Source organism: Corynebacterium tuberculostearicum, assembly GCF_046097255.1.
GTDB classification, from domain to species: Bacteria; Actinomycetota; Actinomycetes; order Mycobacteriales; family Mycobacteriaceae; genus Corynebacterium; species Corynebacterium tuberculostearicum_J.
In genome coordinates, this window is record NZ_CP175770.1 from 748429 (window position 1) to 772036 (window position 23608).

A 23608-nucleotide genomic window follows, 5' to 3' on the forward strand; every position below is an offset into this window, starting at 1 on the left:
CTTCGGCTATGTTACGGCCACGATAACCGCCCCTGGCTCCCCACGAAAGCCTAGAACGCGGCCATTTCTTGGCTTCCGCACGCCCTTGGAAGCCCCGCACCGCCACACGGTGACCGCCCTTCGAGCAAAACAAGCACGTTTCGCTGCCAAATCGGTGAAAATTTAGCGAAACGTGCTTGTTTGTTTCTCTTTGGCTAGGTACCTATGGGAAGAACACTTCTCCAACAGCGGTGCCCAGCTCTGAGAAAAATTCTGGAGTGTCCTCAGTGACCTTTTCCTTCCATTGGATTTTGTCACCTTGGTTGTAATCCAATGTGCTGGCCAGCGTATCTCCAGCTAATTGGTCCAACCAGCCTTCTATAGCGGTTTCTTCTTCCGACGTTGCGGAACCTGATCCAGGAATGACCGGCACTTCCAATCCCACATACGCAATCCCTTTCGGAGCCGAGACCGTGAAAATGGCGTAGGCGAGTCCCGCTGTTCTCCACACCGCCCGAAGTTCTACTGCAGCCGGAGAAAGCCCATTGTCTCCTGCGTAGTATCGCTTTAGCAGGCGGTTCATCTTCTCTGCGAATTCTGTTGAATTCCAGCCATCAGTCATCTTCATCAATCTTCTGGGATAAGGATTTGGTTTTCACGGCCGCGATTAACTGTTTAAAGCGCCCAGATTCTTTTCTATTTTTCTGCATCCCAGAGCTTGTTATATTCGTCCGCAATCAAAGGCCACATAAAAGAGCATGCTTCGTCGTAAGAGCGGGCATCGGTAATGGCATGGCCGCTGATAACTAGGTCGTGGTAAATCAAGCGGCCTGACTCATCGTGGCGCTCCTCTGGATCTGGAAATCTTAAAGCTAAGTGTCCATTGCAGCGTTCAAACACGCGGCGGGAGTTTTCAAAGCCCGAAAATGCCTCAAGATATGGTGGCAATGGGTCCTTATAGCCGCCATCGAGTAAGAACTTATGGCCCCAGTGTTTGCCTCGCGTAGCCCAGATTATTTCCATCGCGGCGACCTTTCGAGAATGTCGTTGTCGATGCTCTCGCGCAATTTCATGACGAAATCTGTAAGCAACAATTCCTTAAATGCATGCTTTTCCACCGCATTCTTTCGGGCTTCAGCAATCACCGGAATGGCCGCAGACATGAGTGGGTCAACAAGGCCAGCGATACCTTGAGCCTTCGCTAGGAAATTGAAAGGCATCTTGTTCACCTTGCCAAGCATCGCAAGAGCCGTTTGGGCTATGCCAAGCCCCCTCTTCACGATCTTTTCGTCCGCTAGACCAGCCGGGAGAAGGCGCAATACATTCCACCGCTGGTAGCGCTGGATAGGCAAAATCGTAGATAGCGGAAGCAAGGCGTCGACGCCTTTATGCTTTTCTAGATCAATAGTGCCGTTCTTGAACTCAGCTGAAGAAATGACGATGTAGTCTTCTCCGACGGATAGAGCCTCGTCGCCGTTGACGAAATCAGCCAGAACTTTGCGCAGCGCGTTCAGTTCATCTGCGGCATGAAGTACCACGAGTTCATGGAGCCTGTGTGCATCCAACTCCGGCATGAGGTCGGCTTTAGAAAGCGCGATAACCCAGATGCGGGGAAACTGCTCCAGCCGTTCATTGTCAGCAATGATGTCGGATTTAATGCCCAGCAATGTGTTCCGGAAGGTGCCGAATAGAGACTTGAGGTAGCGCTCTTCGTCGCCTTGGTGGTCGAGCAGCTTTTGTGCGTCAACTAAAACTAGTGCGACATCTGATTGGATCAGTTGGCGGAAAGTATGCGCCCGATTATTTCTTTCGCTTTCAGAGTTGACTTCGGACTCAAACCATTCGCCTGGATAGTCATGCCAAGTAATGCCAATGTGTGAAGTCTTCCTTTTCGCGTCCAGAGGCTGGGACTCGGGGTCGAATTTAAAATCGAACGGAGAGGAAACAAACTTATCCTGCATCGGAGCTTGGGCTTGCTTCTTCATTCCCAAGTATTTTTGGAGCAGTTTGTTTCCCCGTGCGGAGTCTTCCGCAAGGAATCTGTACCCGTTCTTTTGGATAGTCGATGGCTCGTTGAGGCGGCCAAAGAGTGAGGAAAGAAGGACTGTCTTTCCGCTTCCAGCCTGACCAAAAACTGCGATGTGCTGGTGAATTTGTTGTTTGCTCATAGTGCGAAAATACATCAGCGGAAAAATTCGCGCCCAATGCGTGCAAGAAATTCTTAGTAAGGCAAGGGCCGGGTAAAAGCAACGGATTGACCACGCTGCAAGCTACCTTAATACGTCGGTGGAACGTCCCCAGACATGACTACCTTTTGGGCACCTTCATCCCAGCGGAAGCCGGCTTGTGTTGTCCCCGATGCTTCAGCGTTGCCCTCACCTTCCTTTGGCCAGCGGTAGGTAACTGCAATCTCGGAATCATCCACTCGGCTGACCTTTGGCGAAAACCCGTATGCCTTGGCGGTGGCCGTTCCTAGGTATTCGCCATTGTGGAAAAGCAGGATGTGATATGGCGAGGAAGCGGTCGCTCCTTCAAGCGTGACGGTTATCCACGAAAGATCTGCGCACGGGTCAAAATTGGAGTCAAAAGGCCTCCACGGCCTATCAAGTCCTGGATATGGTTCGACCTGAGCGATTGCCTTTTCATAGGCACTCTCGTCGTTGTCGGAGCTGCACTCAGAAGAGCCACCATTGCCTTGACCCCGGCTAGGTGCACTCTCGTCCTGCTTCTTCTCTGGAGGAGTTTCGACTACGGTAGTGGTCTTTTGTGCGGGCTTTTCTTCAGTATTTCCGTCGGCGGAAGAGGGAGCTTGATTCGCTTCTGGAGCGCTTTCCTTTGCAGCAGAGAAAGAAGGCGAATCTTCTGGATCCGCAGAATCACTTCCACAGGCTGTTAAGGAAAGGCAGAGAACACCGGCGCTAGCCACTGCTGCTGCGGAACGCAGTTGAAGCAAGAAATGGTCGAGGCTGTTGAGCATGGTCGAGTTTCCTTTCGCGGGACTATTAGCAGGAAGCCGAGTCAAACCCGACAATAGCAACAGCGCTGGCCAAGAAAAGCCGAAATGGCAATCCTAGATTCTTTATCCCGTTGGCGGTACGTCGCCGGACATGATGACCTTTTGCTGTCCTTCATCCCAGCGGAAGCCTGCGTTGGTTGTGCCTGAGCGGTTGGCATTGCCTTCACCTTCGCGCGGCCAGTGGTAGGTTACCGCGATCTCGGAATCACTCACGCGCTCAATAGTGGGGGCGAATCCATAGGGCTTTGCCGTTGCGGTGCCTAAGTATTCGCCGTGATTAAACAGCATGATGTGGAAAGGCGAAGAACTAGTTCCTCCCTCAATCATCAGGGTTTCCCACGATAGGGATGCGCAGGGGTCATAGCCGGAGGAATCGAAAAGCTCCCATCCGATGGTGCCCCACGGAGCGACTTGGGATATTCCCTCGGAAAATGCTGTTTGGGCATCAGCTGCGCCACACGACGAAGTGGTGTCGGCTTCCGGGCTCGGCTGCTCGTCATCCATCACGACGTTCGGGGGCACCGGCCGAGTAGTTTCTTCTTCCGTCGCAGCTGAGTCAGTGGGCGATTCTTTCGGCTTGGCATCGCTGCTTTCTTCTGTAGCGGACATTGTCGGCGACTCCACTGAAAACTCCTGTGCGGTTGTATCCGACGTTTCGTCATCGCAGGAAGCCAAGGAGAAACTAATGAGGGCGAGGCTTGTTGCAATGCCTATACGACTTATTCGTCCTAGGTGGGCAGATGATTTAGGCATAAGATATTGCTTTCACATTGAGGCGGTAGATGAAAGGTCAAAGGGGCGCACGCTGCGTTGTAGCGGGGTAGGGAGTCAACGCAGCAGAAGGGGAGTGACAGGGAATTGAGCGCGGAATCTGGGTTAGCAGGGGTCAGAGAAATCCGCGTCGTTATTGAGGGAACGGGCATTGCCGCCGTACTTGGCCTTAAGCTCGCATACTTTGTCCACGCTTTGGCCGGCTTCGTAGATGATGGCATAGATAGGGCCGCTTTCAGTGTGGCTGCGCAGGGAACTACATGCGCCGCCCCGGATGATCTTGGAGCCTGGGTACTTCTTGTGCACTCGGTAGGGCTCAGAAATCGGATCAGTTGCCGGCGGGATGATGACCGATTCCACGATGAGCACGTAGCTACCATCGCATTCGCCATACCAATAATCTTCGGGCGGAAATTCCTCCTCGGCGGTAATAGGCTTGTCGCGGACCTTGGGGGTTGGCGTTGCTTGAGAGTCGCAGAGTTGGAGCTGGTTGGTCAGCTCCCTCGGAGCGCCTGCCTTGTCCAACTTGCCCTTGTCGTAGCACTGATTGACGGAGTCTCCAGTCGTATTGTCTGACCGGTACAACTTCCACTCATTATCGGTCCAATAGAAAAGTCGGTAATTCGAGGAATTCTTTTGCGCGAGGTACTGCCAGGTGCCGTCGCAAAACAGCTGAAGCGTGCCACCAGGCGCGTCCATTTTGTTATTGGCTAGAGTTCCGCACTTCTCCTCTGTAGAGGGGCCAGTGCTAGCGCCCTTAGCTTGTGTAGTCTTAGCTTTCTTCTCAGGCGTGGATTCTTTCTCAGAAGTTGCCTCTTCGGTGGTTTCCTCGCTGCTGTTTTCTTGAGAATGAAAATTCGGTTCAGCGCTGCTCGAACCATCAGAATCCTTGTTTCCCGTTAGCGCCCAGGCGCCACCGCCAATAAGCGCAATGATGGCGAGAGCGGCAACGACAATAATGGCGGTGCGCGTGCCTTTGCCTGAAGATTCAGTGCTTGTTCCTGTGCCGGGGTCCTGCATAGGGGAGGCAGGCCCGTTCGAATCTGAAAGTGGGGTTGAGTCTGGTGGACCCCAAGAATTCTTGTCGTTCAAAGGTAAGGCTCCTTTGTGCGCTGTCCAGAAAGAGAAATGCGAAAGAAAGAGAATGATTAAGAATCATTCCGCGTCATACTATAGGCATAAGAGTTGCAAAGATTCTCTCGAATGGGACTATGAAAGGGGTATTTGCAACGTGCCACTTTTCTATTATGTAACTCGTAGGGATTAAGTACGTCATAATTTGCTTGACCGAAAGACCAACAGCGACGAAGCTGAGAAGTCCCAAAACCTCCTAGAAAGGCTTCATCTGACGCCTACTTTCCGAGACAAGACCCCAATGAAGGACACCGGGTAAGACCAATGTCCGGCTTAATCCCAAGCATGACCAATAATTAAATCCCCGATGAGGGGGAGGAAGGAGCCTTCGTGGGCCTGGAGCGCAATCTCAACGCCGCGGAATTGCACGCGACCCGTAACCGGGTGAGCGTGTCCCCGGATCTTATCCGCCGCTTGGGTGGGGCCCTAGGCTATGACGAGATCGAGGCTTTTGGTTCAGAGGCGCAAACGGAATTGAGCAAGGTCTTTGATTTGGGAGACATCATCGATTTGATGCTGCTTAGTCAGCTGCCGGAGATGGAAGTCGCGCCGGGTGTGGAGCAGCAGGTAGAGGGGGACGTCGCTAAGCAGCTGCTGCGGCGCATCAGCGCGGGTGACTATCTGACGCGCCAGCAGGTGCATGACCGCCTGCCGCGGGCGACGGTGATGCTGTACCGCATGGGGCATCCGCGCCTGTGGGCGTTTGCCGCCCGCCAGCGCCTGCCCCAGGACGCGGAAAGGGCCGTGCCGGATTCCTTCCACCGTGATATCACCGGCCCGTACACCACTCCGGAGGAAGCGTGGCTGGGCATGTACGTGGCTGATGCCACGCGGATTGGGGAGCTAAACACCCAGGTAGAAGGTGCTGGGCTGGACGAGGACAGACAACAGCGCCTGCGTCTGGGCATGAGCTTGGCCGATACATACCGCCAAGTGTGGAGCTCCGCGCGCGGCCACTGGCGCGTCAGCCCCCAGACGCGCTATATCGTGCCTTCGCGTTTTGGCTATTGCCCCTTTGTCTTCCGCGTGGCCGAAGGCGGGTGGCGCCGCGATTCCTTCGAGGGGAGCCACGATCGCTTCATGGCCACGGAGGGCTATTGGATCGACGTGGAGCGCGAACGGCTCATTCACCTCGGCGCGCCAGACCCGCGCGATGCTTGGCTGCCTACGGCGCGGGTCGCGGCCGAAGCACCGACGGAGGAAGACCTGGCCGTCGCCCGGGTGCTCAGCGGGAAAATCATTGCCCTTGGCGCCGGCCAGAAAAACATTACGATTCGCCTGCGCCAGAAGAACCGCACATTGAACTTTGACTAGGGCGGGCAGGTATTCTCGCAGGCATGGAGAATCTCAACGGACGCACCCTTTTCGTCGCCGCTGTGGACGCGGAAGCCGCCCACATTCCGGAAGGCGAACCCCTGCTCATCACCGGAATCGGTACGGTTCCGGCGGCCATTGCGCTGACGGAAGCTCTTGCCGACGCCCGCGCTAACGGCGCCCTTCCCGATCGCGTGGTCAACATTGGCACGGCCGGCGCGCTTGTCGACGGCATGGCTGGCGTCTTCGAAGTCAATAAGGTCACCAAGCATGACTTCAAGTTAGAAGTGCTTACCGATATCAACCGCTACCTGCTGCCAGAGGTCATCGAGCTTGAGACCTCGGGCCGCCTGCCGGTGCGCGGACTGGCCACGGGCGACATGTTTGTCTCCGATACCGCCCTGCGCACCGAGCTGGCCAAGAAATCGCAGCTGTGCGACATGGAAGGCTATTCCATCGCCGCCGTATGCCAGCGTTTCGGTGTGCCCTGCACCCTGCTTAAACAGGTGTCCGATTCCGCCAATGAGGAATCCAAGGGCACCTGGGCCAACGTCCTTGACCGCGGTGCGCGCCAGCTCGCCTCGGCCGCTACGGACCTAGGCTTTCTGCGCTAGAACTTGATACCGAACTGCGCAGCCATCTTGCGCAGCTGTGCTTCAGCCTGGCGGATCTGCGCTTCAAACTGTGCCTGCAGTTGAGCGATGGTCGGCAGGCCGAACTGCGAAGACAGCTGAGAGATCGGATCCTTGGTGCCAGCGCGCAGGCAGGCGTTCATATCATTGCGCTGAGTCTGCATCTGACCGCGGAAAATCTTAATACGGTCGATGCGGCGCTGCTCGTCAGGGGTTACGCCATTGCGCTGGTAGGTAGCGATCTGCTTATTGGACCAACCGATGAGATCGTCGTGCTTGCTAATATTCCAGCGCATGTAATCATCGCTGAGGAAGTTCTTTTCTTTGTCTGGGCCCCAGGGAGTGGCCTCACCGACTAGCTCCTCGGGAACTACTAATTCATCCTTCTCCGAAATCGCCCAGCAGCCGCCGTCCGCCCGCTCAAAAGTCGAGACCTTAGCCTCTGCGGCAGGAACAGCGATGGACGACGCTACGAGAGTGGCGGCGAGAGCGCCTACAAATTGCTTACGCATGAATACTCCTTGAAATGAAATAGAAAGAGAAATGGGCGTCTTCTTGGGCCCGTTGACAATGCTAATTTCACGGGAGGCGGCCGCAACTGCAAGCGGAGGAAATGTCTTGTGCGCAGCCCAATTGCACTCTTTTAGGGGTAAGTGTGTCGGGGAAAATAAAAGCGCGCCGGGGAGGGCCGGCGCGCTGCTAGTGGTGGCTGAGTCTTAGCTCAGTGGGCTCATGGACTGGTAGAGCTGCTCTACCTTGTCGCGTGGGGTCTCATCGTGTTCGTAGGTGAAGTCGCTGAAGTCTTCAGGATCGTCCTTGGAGCCGGTGATGATGTCTATATCGGAGGGCTCGACTTCGCCGGAGCGCAGCGCAGCCATTTCGGCGTGGTAGCGCACCACAACGGCGATGGTTGCGGCCACGGGGACGGCGAGGAAGGCGCCGACGATGCCCGCCAGGGTGGAGCCGACGGTCACGGAAAGCAGGACGACGGCGGCGTGCAGGCCCATTGCCTTGGACTGCAGCATCGGCTGGAGGACATTGCCTTCCACCTGCTGGACGATGATGATAAGTGCAAGCGCCAGCAGCGCGTTGGTCAGGCCATTGGAGACCAGCGCGATGATGATGGCGAGGGCACCAGCGGTGACCGCACCGATGATCGGGATGAAGCTGGCGAAGAACGTCACCACGGCGATGACGAGCGCGAGCGGAACTTGCAGCACCCACAGGCCAAGGCCGATGAGGACTGCGTCCACCATGGCAACGGCGGCCTGCGCCTGGATAAAGCCGGACAAGGTCTTCCAGATGCGCGCCCCCAGCTCGGTGATGTGCCAGCCGGTGGAATTGCCGGTGTACTTGCGCAGCCACGGCAGGAACTTGTCGCCGTCTTTAATGATGAAGAAGGTGACAAAGAGCATGATCAGCGCGGCCACGACGATGGAGCTGGCCATCGAGAAACCAGAGATAACGCCGGTGGCGATGGTAGAGGCTTGGCCCTTGGCAAACTTAACCACGTCTTCGAGCACGGACTGTAGCTGGTCGCTTTGGATATCGATGGGGGACTTTTCTACCATCTCCGTGATTTGGTTGATGCCGTCTTCGGCCTGATTAATGAGCGTTTGGCTCTGGCTGGTGACTACCGGGGCCATGGCGGCGAAGACGCCGCAGAAGACAATGATGAGGCCGAGCAAGGTGCTTACCGCCGCGAGCGAGCGCGGGAATCCCTTGTTCCGCAGCCACGCGCTGATGGGGTAGAGCACCGTGGAGACGAGGACGGCGAGCAAGACCGGCAGCAGGCCTACCCAAATGAACTTGAGCAGGTAGCCGGCCAGCGCTAGGCCGGCGACGATAAGGATAAAGACCACCGAGACCTTGGCCATGGTGCGGAAATCCTTGGCCAGGACGGCGGATTTATCGTCGCGCTCGGCAGGGTGCTCGCTGGCAGCCTCTGCACCAAGGTGCGCATCATCATAAGCGACGAGGGTATGCGAATCTTCCTCGCCCGGCTTTTGGATCTGTGTTGCGTTGCCTTTTTCCTGCGCAGACGGGCGCTTGGCCTCGTCGCGGGAAGACGAATTATGTGACGTAGACATTGTCTACCACTATGCCACATAAAACTCGCAGCGCATATACGAAAAAGGAGGTAGCGGCCCACGGGCGGGGCGCTACCTCCCTTCAGTACCTTTAACGCGTCCGCTGACGCGGCCGAGAATTACTCGTCACGCAGGTTACCTACGTTGCGGATAATGCCGAAGCGGTGCATGGTAACCGAAACTGCCTGCTCAAGCAGGTAAGGCATGAGCTCACGGCGGCCGTCGGCAAGCACGGGCTGGTCCAGCACCACGGAGTTGGAGCGCACCGCGGCCTCGTAGATGGAATCCGGCACGGTGCCCAGGGCGCGCACGCGGGAGGAGGCGTCATTGGCCACGTCGGTAGCAAAAGCCTCGTCGGTGATGGCCTTGACGTCGAAGCCGAGGTCCTGCAGCTGGGTGGCAACCTCCGGGGTGGCGGAGATTTCCGTGGAGGTGCCGGTAATTGCGGCGGCCAGCACCTGGCGAGCAACTTCGCGCAGTTCGTAGCCTTCGCCCACGCGCACGCGCAGCTTGGTCAGAAGCGGGCGGTAGCGGAAGATATTGGCCTCAGAAACCAAACCGGTGCGGTCGTGGTTGCGGCCAAACTCTTCCTGCCACGCCACCTGGTCCAGCTCAGCGGCGCGCCATAGCCAGGTGATGTCCTCCTCGGTGAGCTTGCCAGAGAGGTTATCGCGCAGGCGGTGCAGCGCGGCGAGGCTTGCTGGGGCGATATCCACGTTGCGCGGCTTGAGCTCGCCATCGGCCCACTCACCCATCTGTGCCACGTAGTTCGGGCCGCCAGCCTTGGCGCCCGGTCCCATGACGGACTTCTTCCAACCGCCGAAGGACTGGCGCTGGACAATCGCGCCGGTAATGCCGCGGTTGACGTAGGCATTGCCCACCTCAACCTTGTCGATCCAGTACTCAATCTCGGCGTCGTCAAGCGAGTGAATGCCGCCGGTCAGGCCATAGCCGGTGTCGTTCTGCCAGGCAATGGCCTCTTCCAAAGTATCGGCGTACATGATGCCGAGGATGGGGCCGAAGCACTCATTCTTGTGGTACCAGGAGCCTGGCTGCACATTATCGCGAATGCCCGGGGACCACAGGGTGCCTTCCTGGTTGAGCTTTTCCGGCTTGAGCAGCCACTTCTCGCCCGGCTCGAGCTGGGTCAAACCGCGCAGGAGCTTCTCGCTCGGCTCTTCCGCCAGGCCATTCATGGTGGTGGTGATATCGAAGCCCGGGCCTGGCTTAAGGGTCTTGACGGCATCCAGCAGCTGGGTGCGTAGGCGCTCGGACTTACCAGCCGCACCGACGAAGATAACCAGGGATGCCGCCGAGCACTTCTGGCCGGAGTGGCCAAAGGCAGAGTTGTAGAGGTCATCGATGGCCAGGTCTGGGTCGGCCGCAGGGGTGATGATGAGCGCGTTCTTGCCGGACGTCTCCGCCATAATGTTCATCTTCGGCTTCCAGGAACGGAAGAGCGCACCGGTATCGGAAGCACCGGTGAGGATGACATTGTCCACGTCATCGTGGGAGAGCAGCGCCTTGCCAGCCTCGGCCTCATCAGTAAGCACCAGCTGCACCAAATCTGGATCCAAGCCCTGGGCCTCGAGGGCGGTGCGGAAGGCTTCCACCACGAGCTTGCCGCAGTGAACCACCTGCGGTGCAGGCTTGACGATGACCGCCGAGCCCGCTGCCAAGGACGCCGCAATGCCACCGGTGGGGATGGCAATGGGGAAGTTCCACGGCGGGGTCACCACGGTGACGGTGTGCGGGGTGAACTCGGAGTAGGACTCTTCCAGCAGGCGCGCGGACTGGCCGTAGTAGGTGCAGAAGTCAATCGCCTCAGAGACCTCAGGGTCGGTCTGGGTAACGGTCTTATTGGCCTCATACGCAGCCACAGAGATGAACTTGCCGCGCTGGGACGCAATCTGATCTGCCACGGCCTCTAGTGCGGCGGCGCGCTCGGCGGCAGGGCGCTTGCCCCACTCGGTGCCCAGTTCCTTGGCGCGAGCGATGTGACCTTCGACCGCCGTAGGGTCGGTAACCTCTGCGATGCCGTGCTCGCCCGGGTTGCGCTTGAGCGCTTCCTGCGCCCACTGGCGGTTCGGCGCGAGCGCCGGGTCAGTATCGGCCTCGTTGGTAAAGCGGCCGGTGCGCGGTGCCTGGCGGCCGTCCTCCTCGAGGCGGTTTTGGGTGCGACGGGCACCAGCGAAGGTGTCCCAGCGCTTGGCGACGGCCCGACGGAACGTCTCTTCCTGGTCTGCCAACGGCTCCTCGCCTGGGGCAAAGAGCGCGTAGAGGAAGTTCTGCGGCGCGGAGTTCTCCTCCAAGCGGCGTACCAGGTAGGACACGGCGACGTCGAAGTCTTCTGCGTGGACAACCGGGGTATAGAGGATCTGGCGGCCGTCAAAGACCTTGCGCACCGCTGCCTGCTGTGCTGGGGACATGCCCTGCAGCATCTCCGAATCCATCATGTGCAGCACGCCGCGCTTCTTGCCCAGCTCGTAGGCCATTGCGGCGGTGTAGAGGTTGTGGGTTGCTACACCGATGCGGATGCTGCCGGCGTACTCCTCGCGCAGGATGAAATCCAGCAGGCGGTAGTAGTTGGCGTCAACGTCGAGCTTGTTGGTGTAGGTAGCCAGCGGCCAATCGTGGACCTCGCTCTGCACGTTTTCCATGGACAGGTTCGCGCCCTTCACGATGCGCACCTTGACCTTGCCGCCGCCCTTAGCCACGCGCTCCTTAGCAAAGTCAGCGATATCCTTGAGCGCATCAAAGGTATCGGGCAGGTAAGCCTGCAGCACGATGCCGGCATCCAGAGTGAGGAATTCCGGCTCGCTGAGCAGCTCCTTGAACAGGCGGATGGTCAGGTGGAGGTCGTGGTACTCCTCCATGTCCATGTTGATAAAGACCTTGTCGGTGCGGTCCGCCGCAGCCTGGTACAGCGGGCGCAGGCGCTCCTTGAGGCGCTCTACCGAGCCATCGATATCCCAGTGGTTAAGCTGGGCCACCATGGAGGAAGCCTTGACCGAAACGTAGGTTACGCGTGGGTTCCGGATGAGCTTGAGGGTGCGCTCCGCGCGGGACTTCGCCTCTTCCTCACCGAGCACGGCCTCACCCAGCAGGTTGAGGTTGAGCTGTTCGCCGGATTCGGCGGCCTTGTCCAGGATCTTGTTGAGAGCATCAGACTCGGCGTCGAGAACGAGGTGGCCAACCATCTTGCGCATGTACAGGCGGGCAACCGGCATGACCAGGTTGGGCAGGATTGGGCCGAAGAAGCCACCGGCACCAACGAGCGCACCATTGATGCTGCCGAGGAACGACGGGTCATAGTGAGAAGAAATATCCTTCAGCGCATGTGCGGCAACCTTGTCATCTTCTGGGCGCATGACGCGGTCGACGAAGTCCATGGTGAACTTCACTCCGTCCTCATCGCGCAGCAGGTCCGCGAGTTGTTCGGTGGCCTTATCTTCTTCGTCCGCAGTGGATTTCAACCAGTCGTCAGCGCGGCTGATAGCTGCAGGCAGGACTGCTTCCACATCATCAGAGATGGGCAAGCGGGTATTGGCAGGAGAAGTCATATGGGTTCTACCTCTTTTTCAAACGGGTCACATCCCCTTAGCCGCTAGCAGTATTCGTGCCGGACAGTGGGCTGCCGGGCGATACGGGCGGCTGGGACGTAAGCGGTGAGCTATGTGGTGCTGCAGGGTTGCAGTCGGGTGAGGAGCGAACACGCGGGTGCGCGCGACGCAAAGTGAGGGTCGCAGGGATTCGGTGTGAAGTGCGATGTTCAGCGGGCCACTATGCGGGCCGAATGCGGACGGGAGGCCTATCGCTGCTGCGACGAACGCGCGCCAGGTTGGTGTTCAACACTCACCTGCTTTCTATGACGTGACTGTGTAAGGCTAGAGGAAAACGCGAGAGCCATAACACTCTGACGTGCGGCAACCCTGCAGGTTCAGGTTCCAAATGTTGCCTGGGAAATACTATGAACTTTTGTGTTGCCGCAATTATAGGAAAGCGACAAACGTGATGCTAGTCTCTTTTGAAAAATGGTAAGCGGGGGTAGAAAAACAAAAAATAAACCCCAGCATGTGGGGTTTAGAGGGGGTATTGACTCATCCGGGGGTAATCTACCCCCGAATTGTCCAACAATTGGGTTCTAAGAACCGTAGCCGGCCTTAAGCGCCTTCACTGCTAGTTCGAGGCGGGACTTGGCATGGAATTCACTGAGCAGGGTGGACACATACTTCTTCACCGTGCCCGGTGCATAGTGCGTGCTTTTGGCAATCTCTTCGTTGGACTTGCCCTGGCAGACCAAGTCCAAGACCTGCTCTAGCGCAGGGGAGATGTGGTGATTGTCCTTGATCTTTGCGTTTGCGGCTGCCGCATTGGCGCCTGCTCCCTCAGCGTTCCAATCGGGAAGCTGCTCAAACAAACGGGTAAGCGACTGTGGGGTGACAACCGTGCCGCCGCGTACGGCCTCGCGCACGGTATCCAAAATGTAGACCGGCTTGGAGCTTTTCAAAATATAGGCCGCCGCCTTATTGGACATGACTTCTTTGAGGGTCTCGTCATTGTCCATTGCGGTCATCGCAACAAAGACCGGCGGGTCTTCCAGCTTGTTGACCTCGCGCAAGAGGGTCGTGCCGTCCATCTCGGGCATATGGATGTCCGCGACAATGACATCAAAGTCGTGCTCTTGCAATAGCTCGAGGGCGACCTTGCCATTTTCTGCGGTGGCGCGCACCTCCATGTCCTCAGCCGAGGCGAAATAGCGCCCCAGGGCCTCAAGGACAAGTGGGTCGTCATCGACGACCAAGAGGGATGTTTTTACTTCACGCACCATGGGGCTGGGCAACCAAATGCAATATCGACGGGAGATGCGTATTCCGTGGTCTTTGGCAGCTCACCAGGGGTAAGGCCGGCGCCGAAGATGGAAGAAGACAACATGAGTGGGGCGAGAAGACTTGCGAGTGCGGCCTGCATTAAGGCGCTCCTTTTTGTGAAAGATTGAATAGGCAGAAACAAACGAAAGCTTAGTGTATGAATCAAGCCTTTGCTATACATCGTGGTGGAACTAACGCCGCTTATGCGCGCTGGGCGGCAGGAATAGGTTCAATTCCCATTTCCCCGAATTCAAATCGGTGTCCAATCGTGCGTCAATTGTGGCTGCAATCCGGTTCATGGAGGACATGCCAATACCTGAGGACATTTCAATGTTCTTGCTTGTTGGTTTAGCGACGGGATTGGTGATGGTGATAACCGTCCATCCCATGTGGGGGCGGACGGAAATTACGATCTCCGCCCCTGGTGGAGAATACTTCACCGCGTTTAGGCAGGCTTCTGTGGTGATGGCTGCAATGGGATCGAGAATGGCTTGCGGGAATTCCGGTGCAAACTCTTCCCCTGCGACCTCAACAATGGGTGATCGGTTGAGCCGGGAAAGGCGCTCTTCTTCTTCGGAAATTAGCTGGGCGAAGCTGGTCGGCTTCGTGGTTGTGCCAAAACTCATGCCGTCGTTAAGTCCATCGATATTATTTCGCAGGACCTTGGTCAGTGCCCGTACTTCGGACATGGAAGAGCGCATGGAATCGCTGAGCTCATCGAGTTTCTTCGCTAGCTCCGGCTGTTTGGAGTACTCGAGGCTTAGGGCCTCTAGCTGCATAGTATTTACCGTGAGGTTAGAAACAACCGAATTGTGCAAGGTTTCTGCGAGGTCGGATTGGCGGCGCTTCACGTCATCGTTCCACTCCACCATGGCAGACCTGTATCGGTTTGCAGAGTGGGCGAAAGTTGCTCCAATTACGCCACCGACGCTAATTAGCATTCCCCACGTGAAAGCTGGAGCAGGGTGGATACTTAGTTCAAGCGTTTCAGGATCAATGAGTCCACATATCCAAAGGAGCAGGCCGACCGCAATTGTGCGGCTGTGTTTGCCGTGGTAAGCAACTACGGCTAGAAAAATCGGAGCTAGGAACACCGAACAAACAAAAGGGGTCCTAGTAAGAAATGTAGCGATTAGCCAGGCGGTAACGAACGCGCCTGCCATTCCCAACGGCCAGCGATAACCCGAAGTAGTTATCACTGTAAGAACTAGTCCAAGGATGGCTGCCGACAACTGATGTTCTGTGGGGGTAAGGAATGCGCCTAGCAGGGTAAGGACAACGCAGAAGAAGGCCGTAATGGCTGCTGTTCGCTGCAGGGTCATGGCCGCGCGGATGCGTTGGTGAAGGGGCAGCTGTGAAGGTTTCGACACGGTACGGTCCACGCTTCCTGGATGCTAAGGCTCAATGGGTTTTATCTCCCTAGTGTAGGTACAGCGAACGTGAAACAGCGATTGAAAACAGCGAAACCCCCGCACCTTCGTGCGCGGTTCCTTGTGGTGGGTTCCGAGCGGAGGAAGAAGGTGAGGGGGTTTAGCTGGTCTTCATGAAGGAGTACAGAAGGCTAATTACTTAGCTTCTGCAGCAGCCTCTGCGTCATCCTTGGAGGACAGGCCCTCGAATACGGAGGACAGGCCCTCGGAGTCGGTGTTGGACTCGGAGGAAGCCTCGATGAGGCCCTTGATGCCCTTGATGAGTGCCTCGAAGTCGATGGCGGAGCTGAGGTCTGCGAGGGTATCGAACATATACATTCCTTTCGGATCGGCGGAGTAAAACTACAATCTCTCTCTGGGGTAGCAGCTCTTAACTGCTGTGATTCCTAGTATGCGGTAGCAGGGGCGGGCTGCCAATCCTCTTTTGGATCCTTTCTGAGGTGACTTTTGGATCCTCTTAAGGTTATGTAAGGATCTCCGTTTGGGTATGGGGCAGTGTTGGGTGAAGGGGGTGATCGTGTGGAGGGTAGGGGGTGGGCGTCGACAAGAGCGCCGCTGAGCTGCACAAAAGGAAAGTTTAGAAGAAAAGTTGAGTCGCGGGGAATAACTTTTGTAGGCTACCTGTTGTAGAGATTGAGTGACACGGACTCAAGGTTGTGTGACCGGACGTAGAAGTTCTGTTACAGTAGCGCTCGGACGCAACGAGAAGTTGAGTCACTGACAGTCAACTTTATTAATTACCTCAAGATAAAAGGAGAAGAAATCATGGGACGCGCAGTAGGTATTGACCTTGGTACGACGAACTCCGTCGTTTCCGTACTGGAGGGTGGCGAGTCCACCGTTATCGCTAACTCTGAGGGCTCCCGCACTACGCCTTCCGTCGTTGCTTTTGCGAAGAACGGCGAAATCTTGGTCGGCCAGTCCGCTAAGAACCAGGCGGTAACCAATGTTGACCGCACCATTCGCTCCGTCAAGCGCCACATCGGCACCGACTGGAAGATCAACATTGACGATAAGGACTACACCTCCCAGGAGATTTCCGCTCGCACGCTGATGAAGCTGAAGCGCGACGCAGAGGCTTACCTCGGTGAGGATGTTACTGACGCCGTTATTACCGTTCCTGCATACTTCGAGGACGCACAGCGCCAGGCCACCAAGGAAGCTGGCCAGATTGCAGGCCTGAACGTGCTGCGTATCGTTAACGAGCCAACCGCAGCTGCTTTGGCTTACGGCCTGGAAAAGGGCGAGCAGGAGCAGACCATCCTGGTATTCGACCTGGGTGGCGGCACCTTCGACGTCTCCTTGCTGGAAATCGGCGATGGTGTCGTCGAGGTTATGGCCACCGCCGGCGATAACGAGCTGGGTGGCGATGACTGGGATCAGCGCATCGTCGACTGGCTGGTAGACCGCTTCAAGACCTCCCAGGGTGTTGACCTGACCAAGGATAAGCGCGCCGTACAGCGTCTGCGCGAGGCTGCAGAGAAGGCAAAGATTGAGCTGTCCTCCTCCCAGCAGGCCAACATTAACCTGCCGTACATCACCGTCGACTCCGACAAGAACCCGCTGTTCTTGGATGAGACCCTGACCCGCACCGAGTTCCAGAAGATCACCCAGGATCTGCTGGACCGTACCAAGGCTCCGTTCAACCAGGTCATCAAGGACGCTGACCTTTCCGTCGGCGATATCGACCACGTTGTTCTCGTTGGTGGCTCCACCCGTATGCCGGCCGTATCTGACCTGGTTAAGGAACTGACCGGCAAGGATGCCAACAAGGGTGTCAACCCGGACGAGGTTGTTGCAGTAGGCGCTGCCCTGCAGGCAGGCGTGCTGCGCGGCGAGGTTAAGGACGTGCTGCTTCTCGACGTCACCCCGCTGTCCCTCGGCATTGAGACCAAGGGTGGCGTGATGACCAAGCTCATCGAGCGCAACACCACCATCCCGACGAAGAAGTCCGAGACCTTCACCACCGCGGAAGATAACCAGCCTTCCGTACAGATTCAGGTCTTCCAGGGCGAGCGCGAGATGGCTACCGCCAATAAGTTGCTGGGCTCCTTCGAACTCGGCGGTATTGCTCCTGCACCGCGCGGTGTTCCGCAGATTGAGGTCACCTTCGATATCGATGCCAACGGCATCGTCCACGTGACTGCAAAGGACAAGGGTACCGGCAAGGAAAACACCATCAAGATTCAGGATGGTTCCGGCCTGTCCCAGGAAGAAATCGACCGCATGGTCAAGGATGCTGAGCAGCACGCCGAAGAGGATAAGAAGCGCCGCGAGGAGCAGGAGCTGCGCAATAACGCAGAGTCCACCTCCTACCAGACCCGCAAGTTCTTGGATGACAACGCTGACAAGGTATCCGAGGATGTTAAGACCAAGGTCACCGAGGCTGCTGACGCCGTTGATGAGGCTCTAAAGGGCGATGACCTCGAGGCCATCAAGTCCGCAGTGGAGAAGCTGTCCACCGAATCCCAGGAGATGGGCAAGCAGATCTACGAGGCACAGGCTGCTGAGGCAGGCGCTGAGGGCGCTGCCGATGCAGGCGCTGCGCAGGGTGACCCGAACGTCGTCGACGCTGAGGTCGTTGACGAGGACGAGAACAAGGATGGCAACAAGTAATGACTCAGGACAGCGGAATGCCGCACAACCCAGGCGACCCGGAAAACACGGATCCGGAGGCTACCTCGGCTGACCGCGCTGAGGCTGCTGCCGAGCAGGCCGAGGAGGCCCAGGCTGCGCAGGAAGCGCAGGCTGACGCCACCGAAGAAGCCGAGCTGGATCCCACCCTCGATGCTGACCTTGAAGAAGCGCTGGCAGATGTCAACGCTGATGAGGTAGAAGCCGAAGCAGCGGGTGAGGAGCCCGCAGGCACCGGCGCCAGCGATGTGGAAGCACAGTTGGCAGAACGCACGGAAGACCTGCAGCGTCTGAATGCGGAATACACCAACTACCGCCGCCGCACCGAGCGCGACCGCCAGGTCGTAATCGAGACCGCCAAGGCCAAGGTCATCGCAGATATGCTGCCTGTCCTTGATGACCTGGAACTGGCTCGTGAACACGGCGACTTGGAAGGCCCGCTCAAGGCGTTTGCGGATAAGCTCCACAGCACGCTGGAAAAGCATGACCTCGCCGCCTTTGGTGAGGAAGGCGATGCCTTCGACCCGGAGGTCCACGAAGCCGTGCAGGACTTGTCCTCCGGCGATGAGCAGGTGCTTGGCACCGTGCTGCGCAAGGGCTACCGCGTGGGCGACAGGCTCGTACGCAATGCCATGGTCATCATCGCGGACCCCAGCGATGAGTCCGGCAGCTCGGAAGATTCCGAGTAAATAACATAAAGGGCGCCCTGGGAATTGACTAGTGACCTTCCCGCGGCGCCCTTTTACTTAACTTGTATCGATTCTCTTTGAAAGGAGGAGATGCCCAGTGAGCGCTAAACCCGAATGGGCAGACAAAGATTACTATGCGGATCTGGGGGTCTCCTCGTCCGCAGACCAGAACGAGATTAAGCGTGCTTACCGCAAGCTAGCGCGCGAAAATCACCCCGATACCCACCCGGACGACCCCGCGGCAGCGGAACGGTTCAAGAAGGTTGCGGAAGCCTACGACGTGCTTTCCGACGCCGCCGAGCGCAAGGAATACGACCAGTTCAAGGCCATGCTCCGCAATGGAGGCGGCTTTGGACGGATGGGAGGCGCCGGATTTCCCGGCGGGTTTCGATCCACGCGCATGGGTGGACAAGGTGCGCAAGAATTCGACCTCTCGGACCTCTTCGGAGGATCCGCTGGAGGATCGGCTCAAGGCGGCGGTGTTGGGGATATCTTCGGTAGCGTTTTCAACCGCGGCGGTAGTGCTGGCCACTCAGCTAAACCGTCGCGGGGGGCCGACGTCGAAACGGAAATAACCCTCGACTTCCGCGAGGCCGCTAAGGGAACCACCATTCCCCTAGCACTCAGCGGCAACGCGCCGTGCACTACGTGCCACGGCTCGGGTTCCGCTTCCGGCAAGACCTCTACCTGTGGCACCTGCAGCGGTACCGGTTTTACCTCGGAAAACCGCGGCGCTTTCGGTTTCTCTGCCCCGTGCAAGGACTGCGATGGCACCGGCCGCCGCATCACGGATCCGTGCAAGGATTGCCACGGTACCGGCACGGTTCACCGCACCCGCAACATCACCGTGCGTATCCCTGCCGGCGTCATCGATGGGCAAAAGGTCCGCCTCGCTGGCCAGGGCGAAGCAGGCCCCAACGGCACTCCCGCCGGTGACCTCTTCGTAGCGGTGACTGTAAAGCCGGACAAGGTCTTCACTCGCGAGGGTGATGACCTCCATGTCACCGTTCCGGTGTCTTTCACGGAGCTGGCCTTGGGCGATACCATCGCGGTTCCAACTTTGGATAACCCGGTGCGCGTGAAGATCCCCGCTGGAACGCCGGATGGACGCACGTTGAGGGTGCGCGGAAGGGGCATCGCCAAGCGCGGTGGCAACTCCGGTGATCTGCTGGTTACCGTGCAGGTGACCGTGCCCACCAAGCTCGATGCCGCTGCCTCCAGCGCCCTGCGCACCTATGCTCAAGCGGAAAAGGACTCCGGTTTCAACCCGCGTGCGGGTTGGGCCGGCGCCGAGAATGCTTAAGGCAGGAGGTGTGTTAAAAAATGAGCACTGGAAAGGCAGAAGATTCCGGCACCGCGGTCTACGTCATCTCCGTAGCTGCGGAACTATCCGGAATGCATGCCCAAACCCTGCGCACCTATGACCGCATGGGTTTGGTCTCCCCGGCCCGCACCCGTGGTGGCGGTCGCCGCTACTCCGACCGGGACATCGAGCTGCTGCGCAAGATTCAGGCGCTGTCCCAAGATGATGGCGTCAACCTTGCCGGCATCAAGTCCATCATCGAGTTGACCGAGGAACGCGATCGACTCGAGGCCGAGCGCGACGCTTTAGCTGAAGAGGTCCGGGCCCTGCGCGAGCAGGCCGCTGGACGCCGCCCGCAGCGCAGCGGTGAGCTTGTCCATGTACCACGGTCCACCTCCGTGGTGATGTGGAGCCCGCGCACCGCGCGTGAGCGCAAGCGCTCCCGCGGCCGTGGATACGGCCAAGACTAACTCTCGCTCTGCAGACGAGTTAAACCCAACCCCGCAGCCAGCTTCCCCGCTGGCTGCGGGGTTTTCTTCTACTCGCGTGCTCGCGGTGCATGTGAATATTTGCAAAGGGGGCAACCGTAATCAGTGCGCATTGCAAAGTTTCGGGTTAGGATGACTAGCAAGCAGGTGACGCACAACACATACATAAGAAATAGTGTGGTACAACACCTTCACCTGTAATTTTCTCTAGGAAAGGACACGCACCATGACCCTGTATGCAGCCCCCGGAACCGAAGGCTCCATCGTTGACTACCGCGAACGCTATGACAACTACATCGGCGGCCAATGGGTGGCGCCCGTCGATGGTGAATACATGGACAACACCAGTCCGGTAAACGGCGAGGTATTTTGCCAGGTAGCTCGCGGCAAAGAAGCCGATATCAACTTGGCTATTGATGCCGCGGAAAAGGCCTTCGAAACCTTCGGTAAAACCACCCCGGCCGAGCGTGCGTTGCTCCTGCACCGCATTGCGGACCGCATCGAGGAAAACCTGGAAAAGATTGCGGTCGCGGAAACTTGGGAGAACGGCAAGGCCGTACGTGAAACTCTGGCCGCTGATATTCCGCTGGCCGTGGATCACTTCCGCTACTTTGCTGGCGCCATCCGCGCCCAGGAGGGCCGTCTGTCCCAGCTCAACCAGGACACCGTGGCCTATCACTACCATGAGCCGCTCGGCGTCGTAGGCCAGATTATCCCGTGGAATTTCCCGTTGCTCATGGCCGCCTGGAAGATTGCGCCAGCGCTGGCTGCTGGAAACTGCATTGTCATGAAGCCGGCTGAGCAAACCCCAGCATCCATCCTGTTGCTCATCGATATCATCGGTGATCTTCTTCCTGATGGCGTGCTCAATATCGTCAATGGCCTAGGTGATGAAGCCGGTGCGGTACTATCCGGTTCTGACCGCATTGCCAAAATCGCCTTCACCGGCTCTACCCCGGTGGGCAAGATCATCAACAAGGCTGCCGCTGACAAGGTCATCCCCGTCACCTTGGAGCTGGGTGGTAAATCCCCGTCCATCTTCTTCAAAGACATCATGGATGAAGACGATTCCTACTTGGAAAAGTGCGTGGAGGGCTTTGTCATGTTTGCCCTTAACCAAGGCGAGGTCTGCACGTGCCCATCGCGCGCGCTGGTGCACGAAGACATTGCGGATAAGTTCTTGGAACTGGCCGTTGAGCGCGTCAAGAAGATTAAGATTGGACACCCGCTTGATACGGAAACCATGATGGGCGCGCAGGCCTCCCAGGAGCAGATGGACAAGATCAAGCAGTACCTGGAGATTGGTCCGCAAGAAGGTGCGGAGACTCTTGTTGGCGGCCACGTGAACAAGGTGGAAGGTCTAGAAAAGGGCTACTACATTGAGCCCACCGTGTTTAGGGGAAATAACGACATGCGCATCTTCCAAGAAGAGATCTTTGGCCCGGTGCTCTCCGTAGCTACGTTCAAGGACTATGACGAGGCGATCGAAATCGCTAACGCCACCAACTTCGGCCTTGGTGCCGGCGTATGGTCGCGCAGCCAAAACATCTGCTACCGCGCAGGCCGCGATATCCAGGCCGGCCGCGTGTGGGTCAATCACTACCACGACTACCCAGCGCATAGCGCCTTTGGCGGCTACAAGGAATCTGGCCTTGGCCGTGAGAATCACTTGATGATGCTAGGCCACTATCAGGAGACTAAGAATATGTTGGTTTCCTATTCGGACCAGCCGGCCGGCCTGTTCTAAAGGCCTTACCCCTCGGATTAGTTCGCGCGTGCCACGTGGCCTAGGCCACGCAAGAACCGTGGGTCCTCCCAATAGGAGCCATGATCGCCAGGGAGGCCATCCGCACCGGGAAGGGGAGTGGCGCCAAAAGTATCAACGGTGGGATCGGGGCCATGGATGCCGGCGTGAGGCCCCGTCGCAATAGCGATGGGGTCGTTGGCGTTGGTCGCGGCCCAGATGCGGCCATGCAGTTCTGAGGCATGGTCAGCGCCGGTGCCAGGGCTGCCGACGAGCACTACGTCCTCAGCAATTCTTTCCTGCTGTGCGGCATGCCCGGTGACGACAGAACCATAGGAATATCCCACGACGGTGCGCTTGGCCTGCGGGTACCGTGCACCGAGCGAGCGTTGAAACCGGGCGAGTTCTTGGCTGGCAGTTTTCGCGGGAGTGGCGTGAACCGCACGGGGCAGGGAGGATGGCGCCTGGTAGCCCAACCACACCACCGCCGGTCCGCCGCTGGCCTTAGCTAGATTGCGACCGCGGTCTACCGCGCGCTGCCAGGTTTCTGGATCGGAGGAGTGAACTCCTTCCACAAAGGTGGTAAGCGATGCCGGCGTAGTCCGAAAGCCGCCGGGGTCCACCATGGCTACGAGCCGTCCTTCACTAGTTTCTAGCACCCGCATATCTGGGTTCTGCGCGGCTAGCTGAGATACGTGCTCACTGGCGTGGGCAAGATTAATCTCGTGGACGGAATCTACTGGAAGATCGGAGAAGTCTTCCAAGCGAGCCGGTGGGGCCACCCCGGCAGGCGTACATAGGGCATCGATTTCTTGAGAGCAGAGCCAGTCGAGGGAATCGCCCAGCGCGCGCACCTGATTCAACAAGAGTCCAGCCGTGCTGGCAGCTACCCCGCTCCGCTCATCTACTTGTCCTAGAAAAGCGATGATGCGGTCCTCGAGTTCCTCGCGGCGGGCCTGCAGGCTGGCGTGGAGTTCAAGGGTGGTGGCAACCTCCTCCATCTGGTGCAGGGGTTGTGCGAGCCAGTCGGTGTAGCCTGCCAAACTGGTGCGGGCGGCGTCACCAGCGGGGCCTCCCAGTGATAGGCTACGCCAATCCTGGTGTGCATCTAAAAATCGAAAGCGCAGTTCAGCGCGTTCGCTGTGCAACGTACTGGCGCCATTTCTTAAGGTCACGGATAGGGTCATCGTGCATCTCCCAATGCCTGGCCCAGGCGGGAATCCACTCCGGCGGCAGTTCCTAGGAAGGCCGCAATGGAGCGCAGTTGCTCGGCCGTGGCGTCTTCCGTTGCGGCCACGGCGCTGGACCAAGTGGCACGGGCTCGCTCTAGTGCGGCCGCGGTGCGGCAGGCGGTATCGAGCGCGGCCGTCGGCGGTGGCAGCGGAGGACGCGCCATGAGGGAGCGGACGTAATCGGGCAGGTGCGTGGGAATTTCTACATAACTCATGCCCCTAAGCCTGAAGGACTACACAACGCCGCGCTAGGGGTAAAGGCGCAGCCTGTGGATAACTCC

Annotated in this window: 22 protein-coding genes; 7 read left to right on the top strand and 15 right to left on the bottom strand. The window is 58.0% G+C overall.

Annotated elements, in window-relative coordinates; translation table 11 throughout:
* Positions 1-202: 202 nt before the first annotated feature.
* From ACKFRY_RS03680 to ACKFRY_RS03705, 6 genes are all read right to left on the bottom strand, one after another.
* Positions 203-607 carry a hypothetical protein gene (locus tag ACKFRY_RS03680; protein WP_005329370.1) on the bottom strand — a complete coding sequence of 135 codons (405 nt, stop codon included), beginning with the start codon at positions 605-607 and terminating at the stop codon, positions 203-205.
* 68 nt (positions 608-675) lie between these two features.
* On the bottom strand, positions 676-1002 hold the full coding sequence (locus ACKFRY_RS03685) for a hypothetical protein (RefSeq protein ID WP_005329368.1): 327 nt from the start codon (positions 1000-1002) through the stop codon (positions 676-678).
* Entirely contained in the window at positions 993-2147 is a 1155-nt protein-coding gene (locus ACKFRY_RS03690; protein ID WP_005329366.1) for a TRAFAC clade GTPase domain-containing protein, read from the bottom strand. Before ACKFRY_RS03690 ends, ACKFRY_RS03685 begins: the two co-directional genes overlap by 10 nt.
* Positions 2148-2254: 107 nt before the next feature.
* Positions 2255-2956 (bottom strand): LppP/LprE family lipoprotein, encoded by a 702-nt coding sequence (locus ACKFRY_RS03695; RefSeq protein ID WP_408923224.1) that lies wholly within the window; start codon positions 2954-2956, stop codon positions 2255-2257.
* 102 nt (positions 2957-3058) lie between these two features.
* The gene (locus ACKFRY_RS03700) at positions 3059-3604 is read right to left on the bottom strand and encodes an LppP/LprE family lipoprotein (RefSeq protein ID WP_408919533.1); all 546 of its coding nucleotides are present in this window, start codon (positions 3602-3604) and stop codon (positions 3059-3061) included.
* 267 nt (positions 3605-3871) lie between these two features.
* Positions 3872-4858, bottom strand: a complete 987-nt coding sequence (locus tag ACKFRY_RS03705) for a hypothetical protein (RefSeq protein WP_408923225.1) — start codon at positions 4856-4858, stop codon at positions 3872-3874.
* A gap of 372 nt (positions 4859-5230) precedes the next feature.
* Between ACKFRY_RS03705 and ACKFRY_RS03710 the strand changes: the two genes are divergently transcribed.
* Together ACKFRY_RS03710 and ACKFRY_RS03715 are read left to right on the top strand one after the other, a co-directional pair.
* Positions 5231-6214: a hypothetical protein gene (locus tag ACKFRY_RS03710; protein ID WP_408923226.1), complete on the top strand. Its 984-nt coding sequence runs from the start codon at positions 5231-5233 to the stop codon at positions 6212-6214.
* 23 nt (positions 6215-6237) lie between these two features.
* A complete protein-coding gene (locus ACKFRY_RS03715) occupies positions 6238-6828 on the top strand; it encodes a nucleosidase (RefSeq protein ID WP_408923227.1) in 591 nt (196 codons plus the stop codon).
* Here the strand turns inward: ACKFRY_RS03715 and ACKFRY_RS03720 are convergent.
* The 7 genes from ACKFRY_RS03720 to ACKFRY_RS03750 all read right to left on the bottom strand — a co-directional run bounded on the left by ACKFRY_RS03720 (position 6825) and on the right by ACKFRY_RS03750 (position 15549).
* A complete protein-coding gene (locus tag ACKFRY_RS03720; RefSeq protein ID WP_408923228.1) occupies positions 6825-7358 on the bottom strand; it encodes a hypothetical protein in 534 nt (177 codons plus the stop codon). The two genes, ACKFRY_RS03715 and ACKFRY_RS03720, sit on opposite strands and share 4 nt — an antisense overlap.
* Before the next feature lie 204 nt (positions 7359-7562).
* Complete coding sequence (locus ACKFRY_RS03725) at positions 7563-8936, bottom strand: AI-2E family transporter (RefSeq protein ID WP_408923229.1); 1374 nt, start codon at positions 8934-8936, stop codon at positions 7563-7565.
* A 119-nt stretch (positions 8937-9055) separates the two neighbouring features.
* Positions 9056-12499 carry a bifunctional proline dehydrogenase/L-glutamate gamma-semialdehyde dehydrogenase gene (locus ACKFRY_RS03730; RefSeq protein ID WP_408923230.1) on the bottom strand — a complete coding sequence of 1148 codons (3444 nt, stop codon included), beginning with the start codon at positions 12497-12499 and terminating at the stop codon, positions 9056-9058.
* A gap of 581 nt (positions 12500-13080) precedes the next feature.
* Entirely contained in the window at positions 13081-13767 is a 687-nt protein-coding gene (locus ACKFRY_RS03735) for a response regulator (RefSeq protein WP_408923231.1), read from the bottom strand.
* On the bottom strand, positions 13752-13907 hold the full coding sequence (locus ACKFRY_RS03740; RefSeq protein ID WP_250409154.1) for a hypothetical protein: 156 nt from the start codon (positions 13905-13907) through the stop codon (positions 13752-13754). The genes ACKFRY_RS03735 and ACKFRY_RS03740 overlap by 16 nt, the downstream gene beginning before the upstream one ends.
* A gap of 91 nt (positions 13908-13998) precedes the next feature.
* A complete protein-coding gene (locus ACKFRY_RS03745) occupies positions 13999-14679 on the bottom strand; it encodes a sensor histidine kinase (RefSeq protein WP_250409155.1) in 681 nt (226 codons plus the stop codon).
* Positions 14680-15372: 693 nt separating this feature from the next.
* Complete coding sequence (locus ACKFRY_RS03750) at positions 15373-15549, bottom strand: hypothetical protein (protein ID WP_179387052.1); 177 nt, start codon at positions 15547-15549, stop codon at positions 15373-15375.
* Positions 15550-16002: 453 nt separating this feature from the next.
* Here ACKFRY_RS03750 and dnaK point away from each other — a divergent pair, with 453 nt between their 5' ends.
* The 5 genes from dnaK to ACKFRY_RS03775 all read left to right on the top strand — a co-directional run bounded on the left by dnaK (position 16003) and on the right by ACKFRY_RS03775 (position 22098).
* Entirely contained in the window at positions 16003-17853 is a 1851-nt protein-coding gene (dnaK, locus tag ACKFRY_RS03755) for a molecular chaperone DnaK (RefSeq protein WP_005325523.1), read from the top strand.
* Entirely contained in the window at positions 17853-18560 is a 708-nt protein-coding gene (grpE, locus tag ACKFRY_RS03760; RefSeq protein ID WP_408921817.1) for a nucleotide exchange factor GrpE, read from the top strand. The genes dnaK and grpE overlap by 1 nt, the downstream gene beginning before the upstream one ends.
* A 97-nt stretch (positions 18561-18657) precedes the next feature.
* Positions 18658-19863: a molecular chaperone DnaJ gene (gene dnaJ / locus ACKFRY_RS03765; protein ID WP_200435576.1), complete on the top strand. Its 1206-nt coding sequence runs from the start codon at positions 18658-18660 to the stop codon at positions 19861-19863.
* Positions 19864-19883: 20 nt separating this feature from the next.
* Positions 19884-20333, top strand: coding sequence for a heat shock protein transcriptional repressor HspR (locus ACKFRY_RS03770; protein WP_049378992.1), 450 nt, complete (start codon positions 19884-19886; stop codon positions 20331-20333).
* A gap of 244 nt (positions 20334-20577) precedes the next feature.
* Complete coding sequence (locus ACKFRY_RS03775) at positions 20578-22098, top strand: aldehyde dehydrogenase family protein (RefSeq protein ID WP_408923232.1); 1521 nt, start codon at positions 20578-20580, stop codon at positions 22096-22098.
* A 17-nt stretch (positions 22099-22115) separates the two neighbouring features.
* On the opposite strand, the gene ACKFRY_RS03780 is transcribed toward ACKFRY_RS03775, so the two are convergent.
* Entirely contained in the window at positions 22116-23282 is a 1167-nt protein-coding gene (locus ACKFRY_RS03780; protein ID WP_408923233.1) for an alpha/beta hydrolase, read from the bottom strand.
* Positions 23279-23542 carry a hypothetical protein gene (locus ACKFRY_RS03785; protein ID WP_005325530.1) on the bottom strand — a complete coding sequence of 88 codons (264 nt, stop codon included), beginning with the start codon at positions 23540-23542 and terminating at the stop codon, positions 23279-23281. The genes ACKFRY_RS03780 and ACKFRY_RS03785 overlap by 4 nt, the downstream gene beginning before the upstream one ends.
* Positions 23543-23608 lie beyond the last annotated feature (66 nt).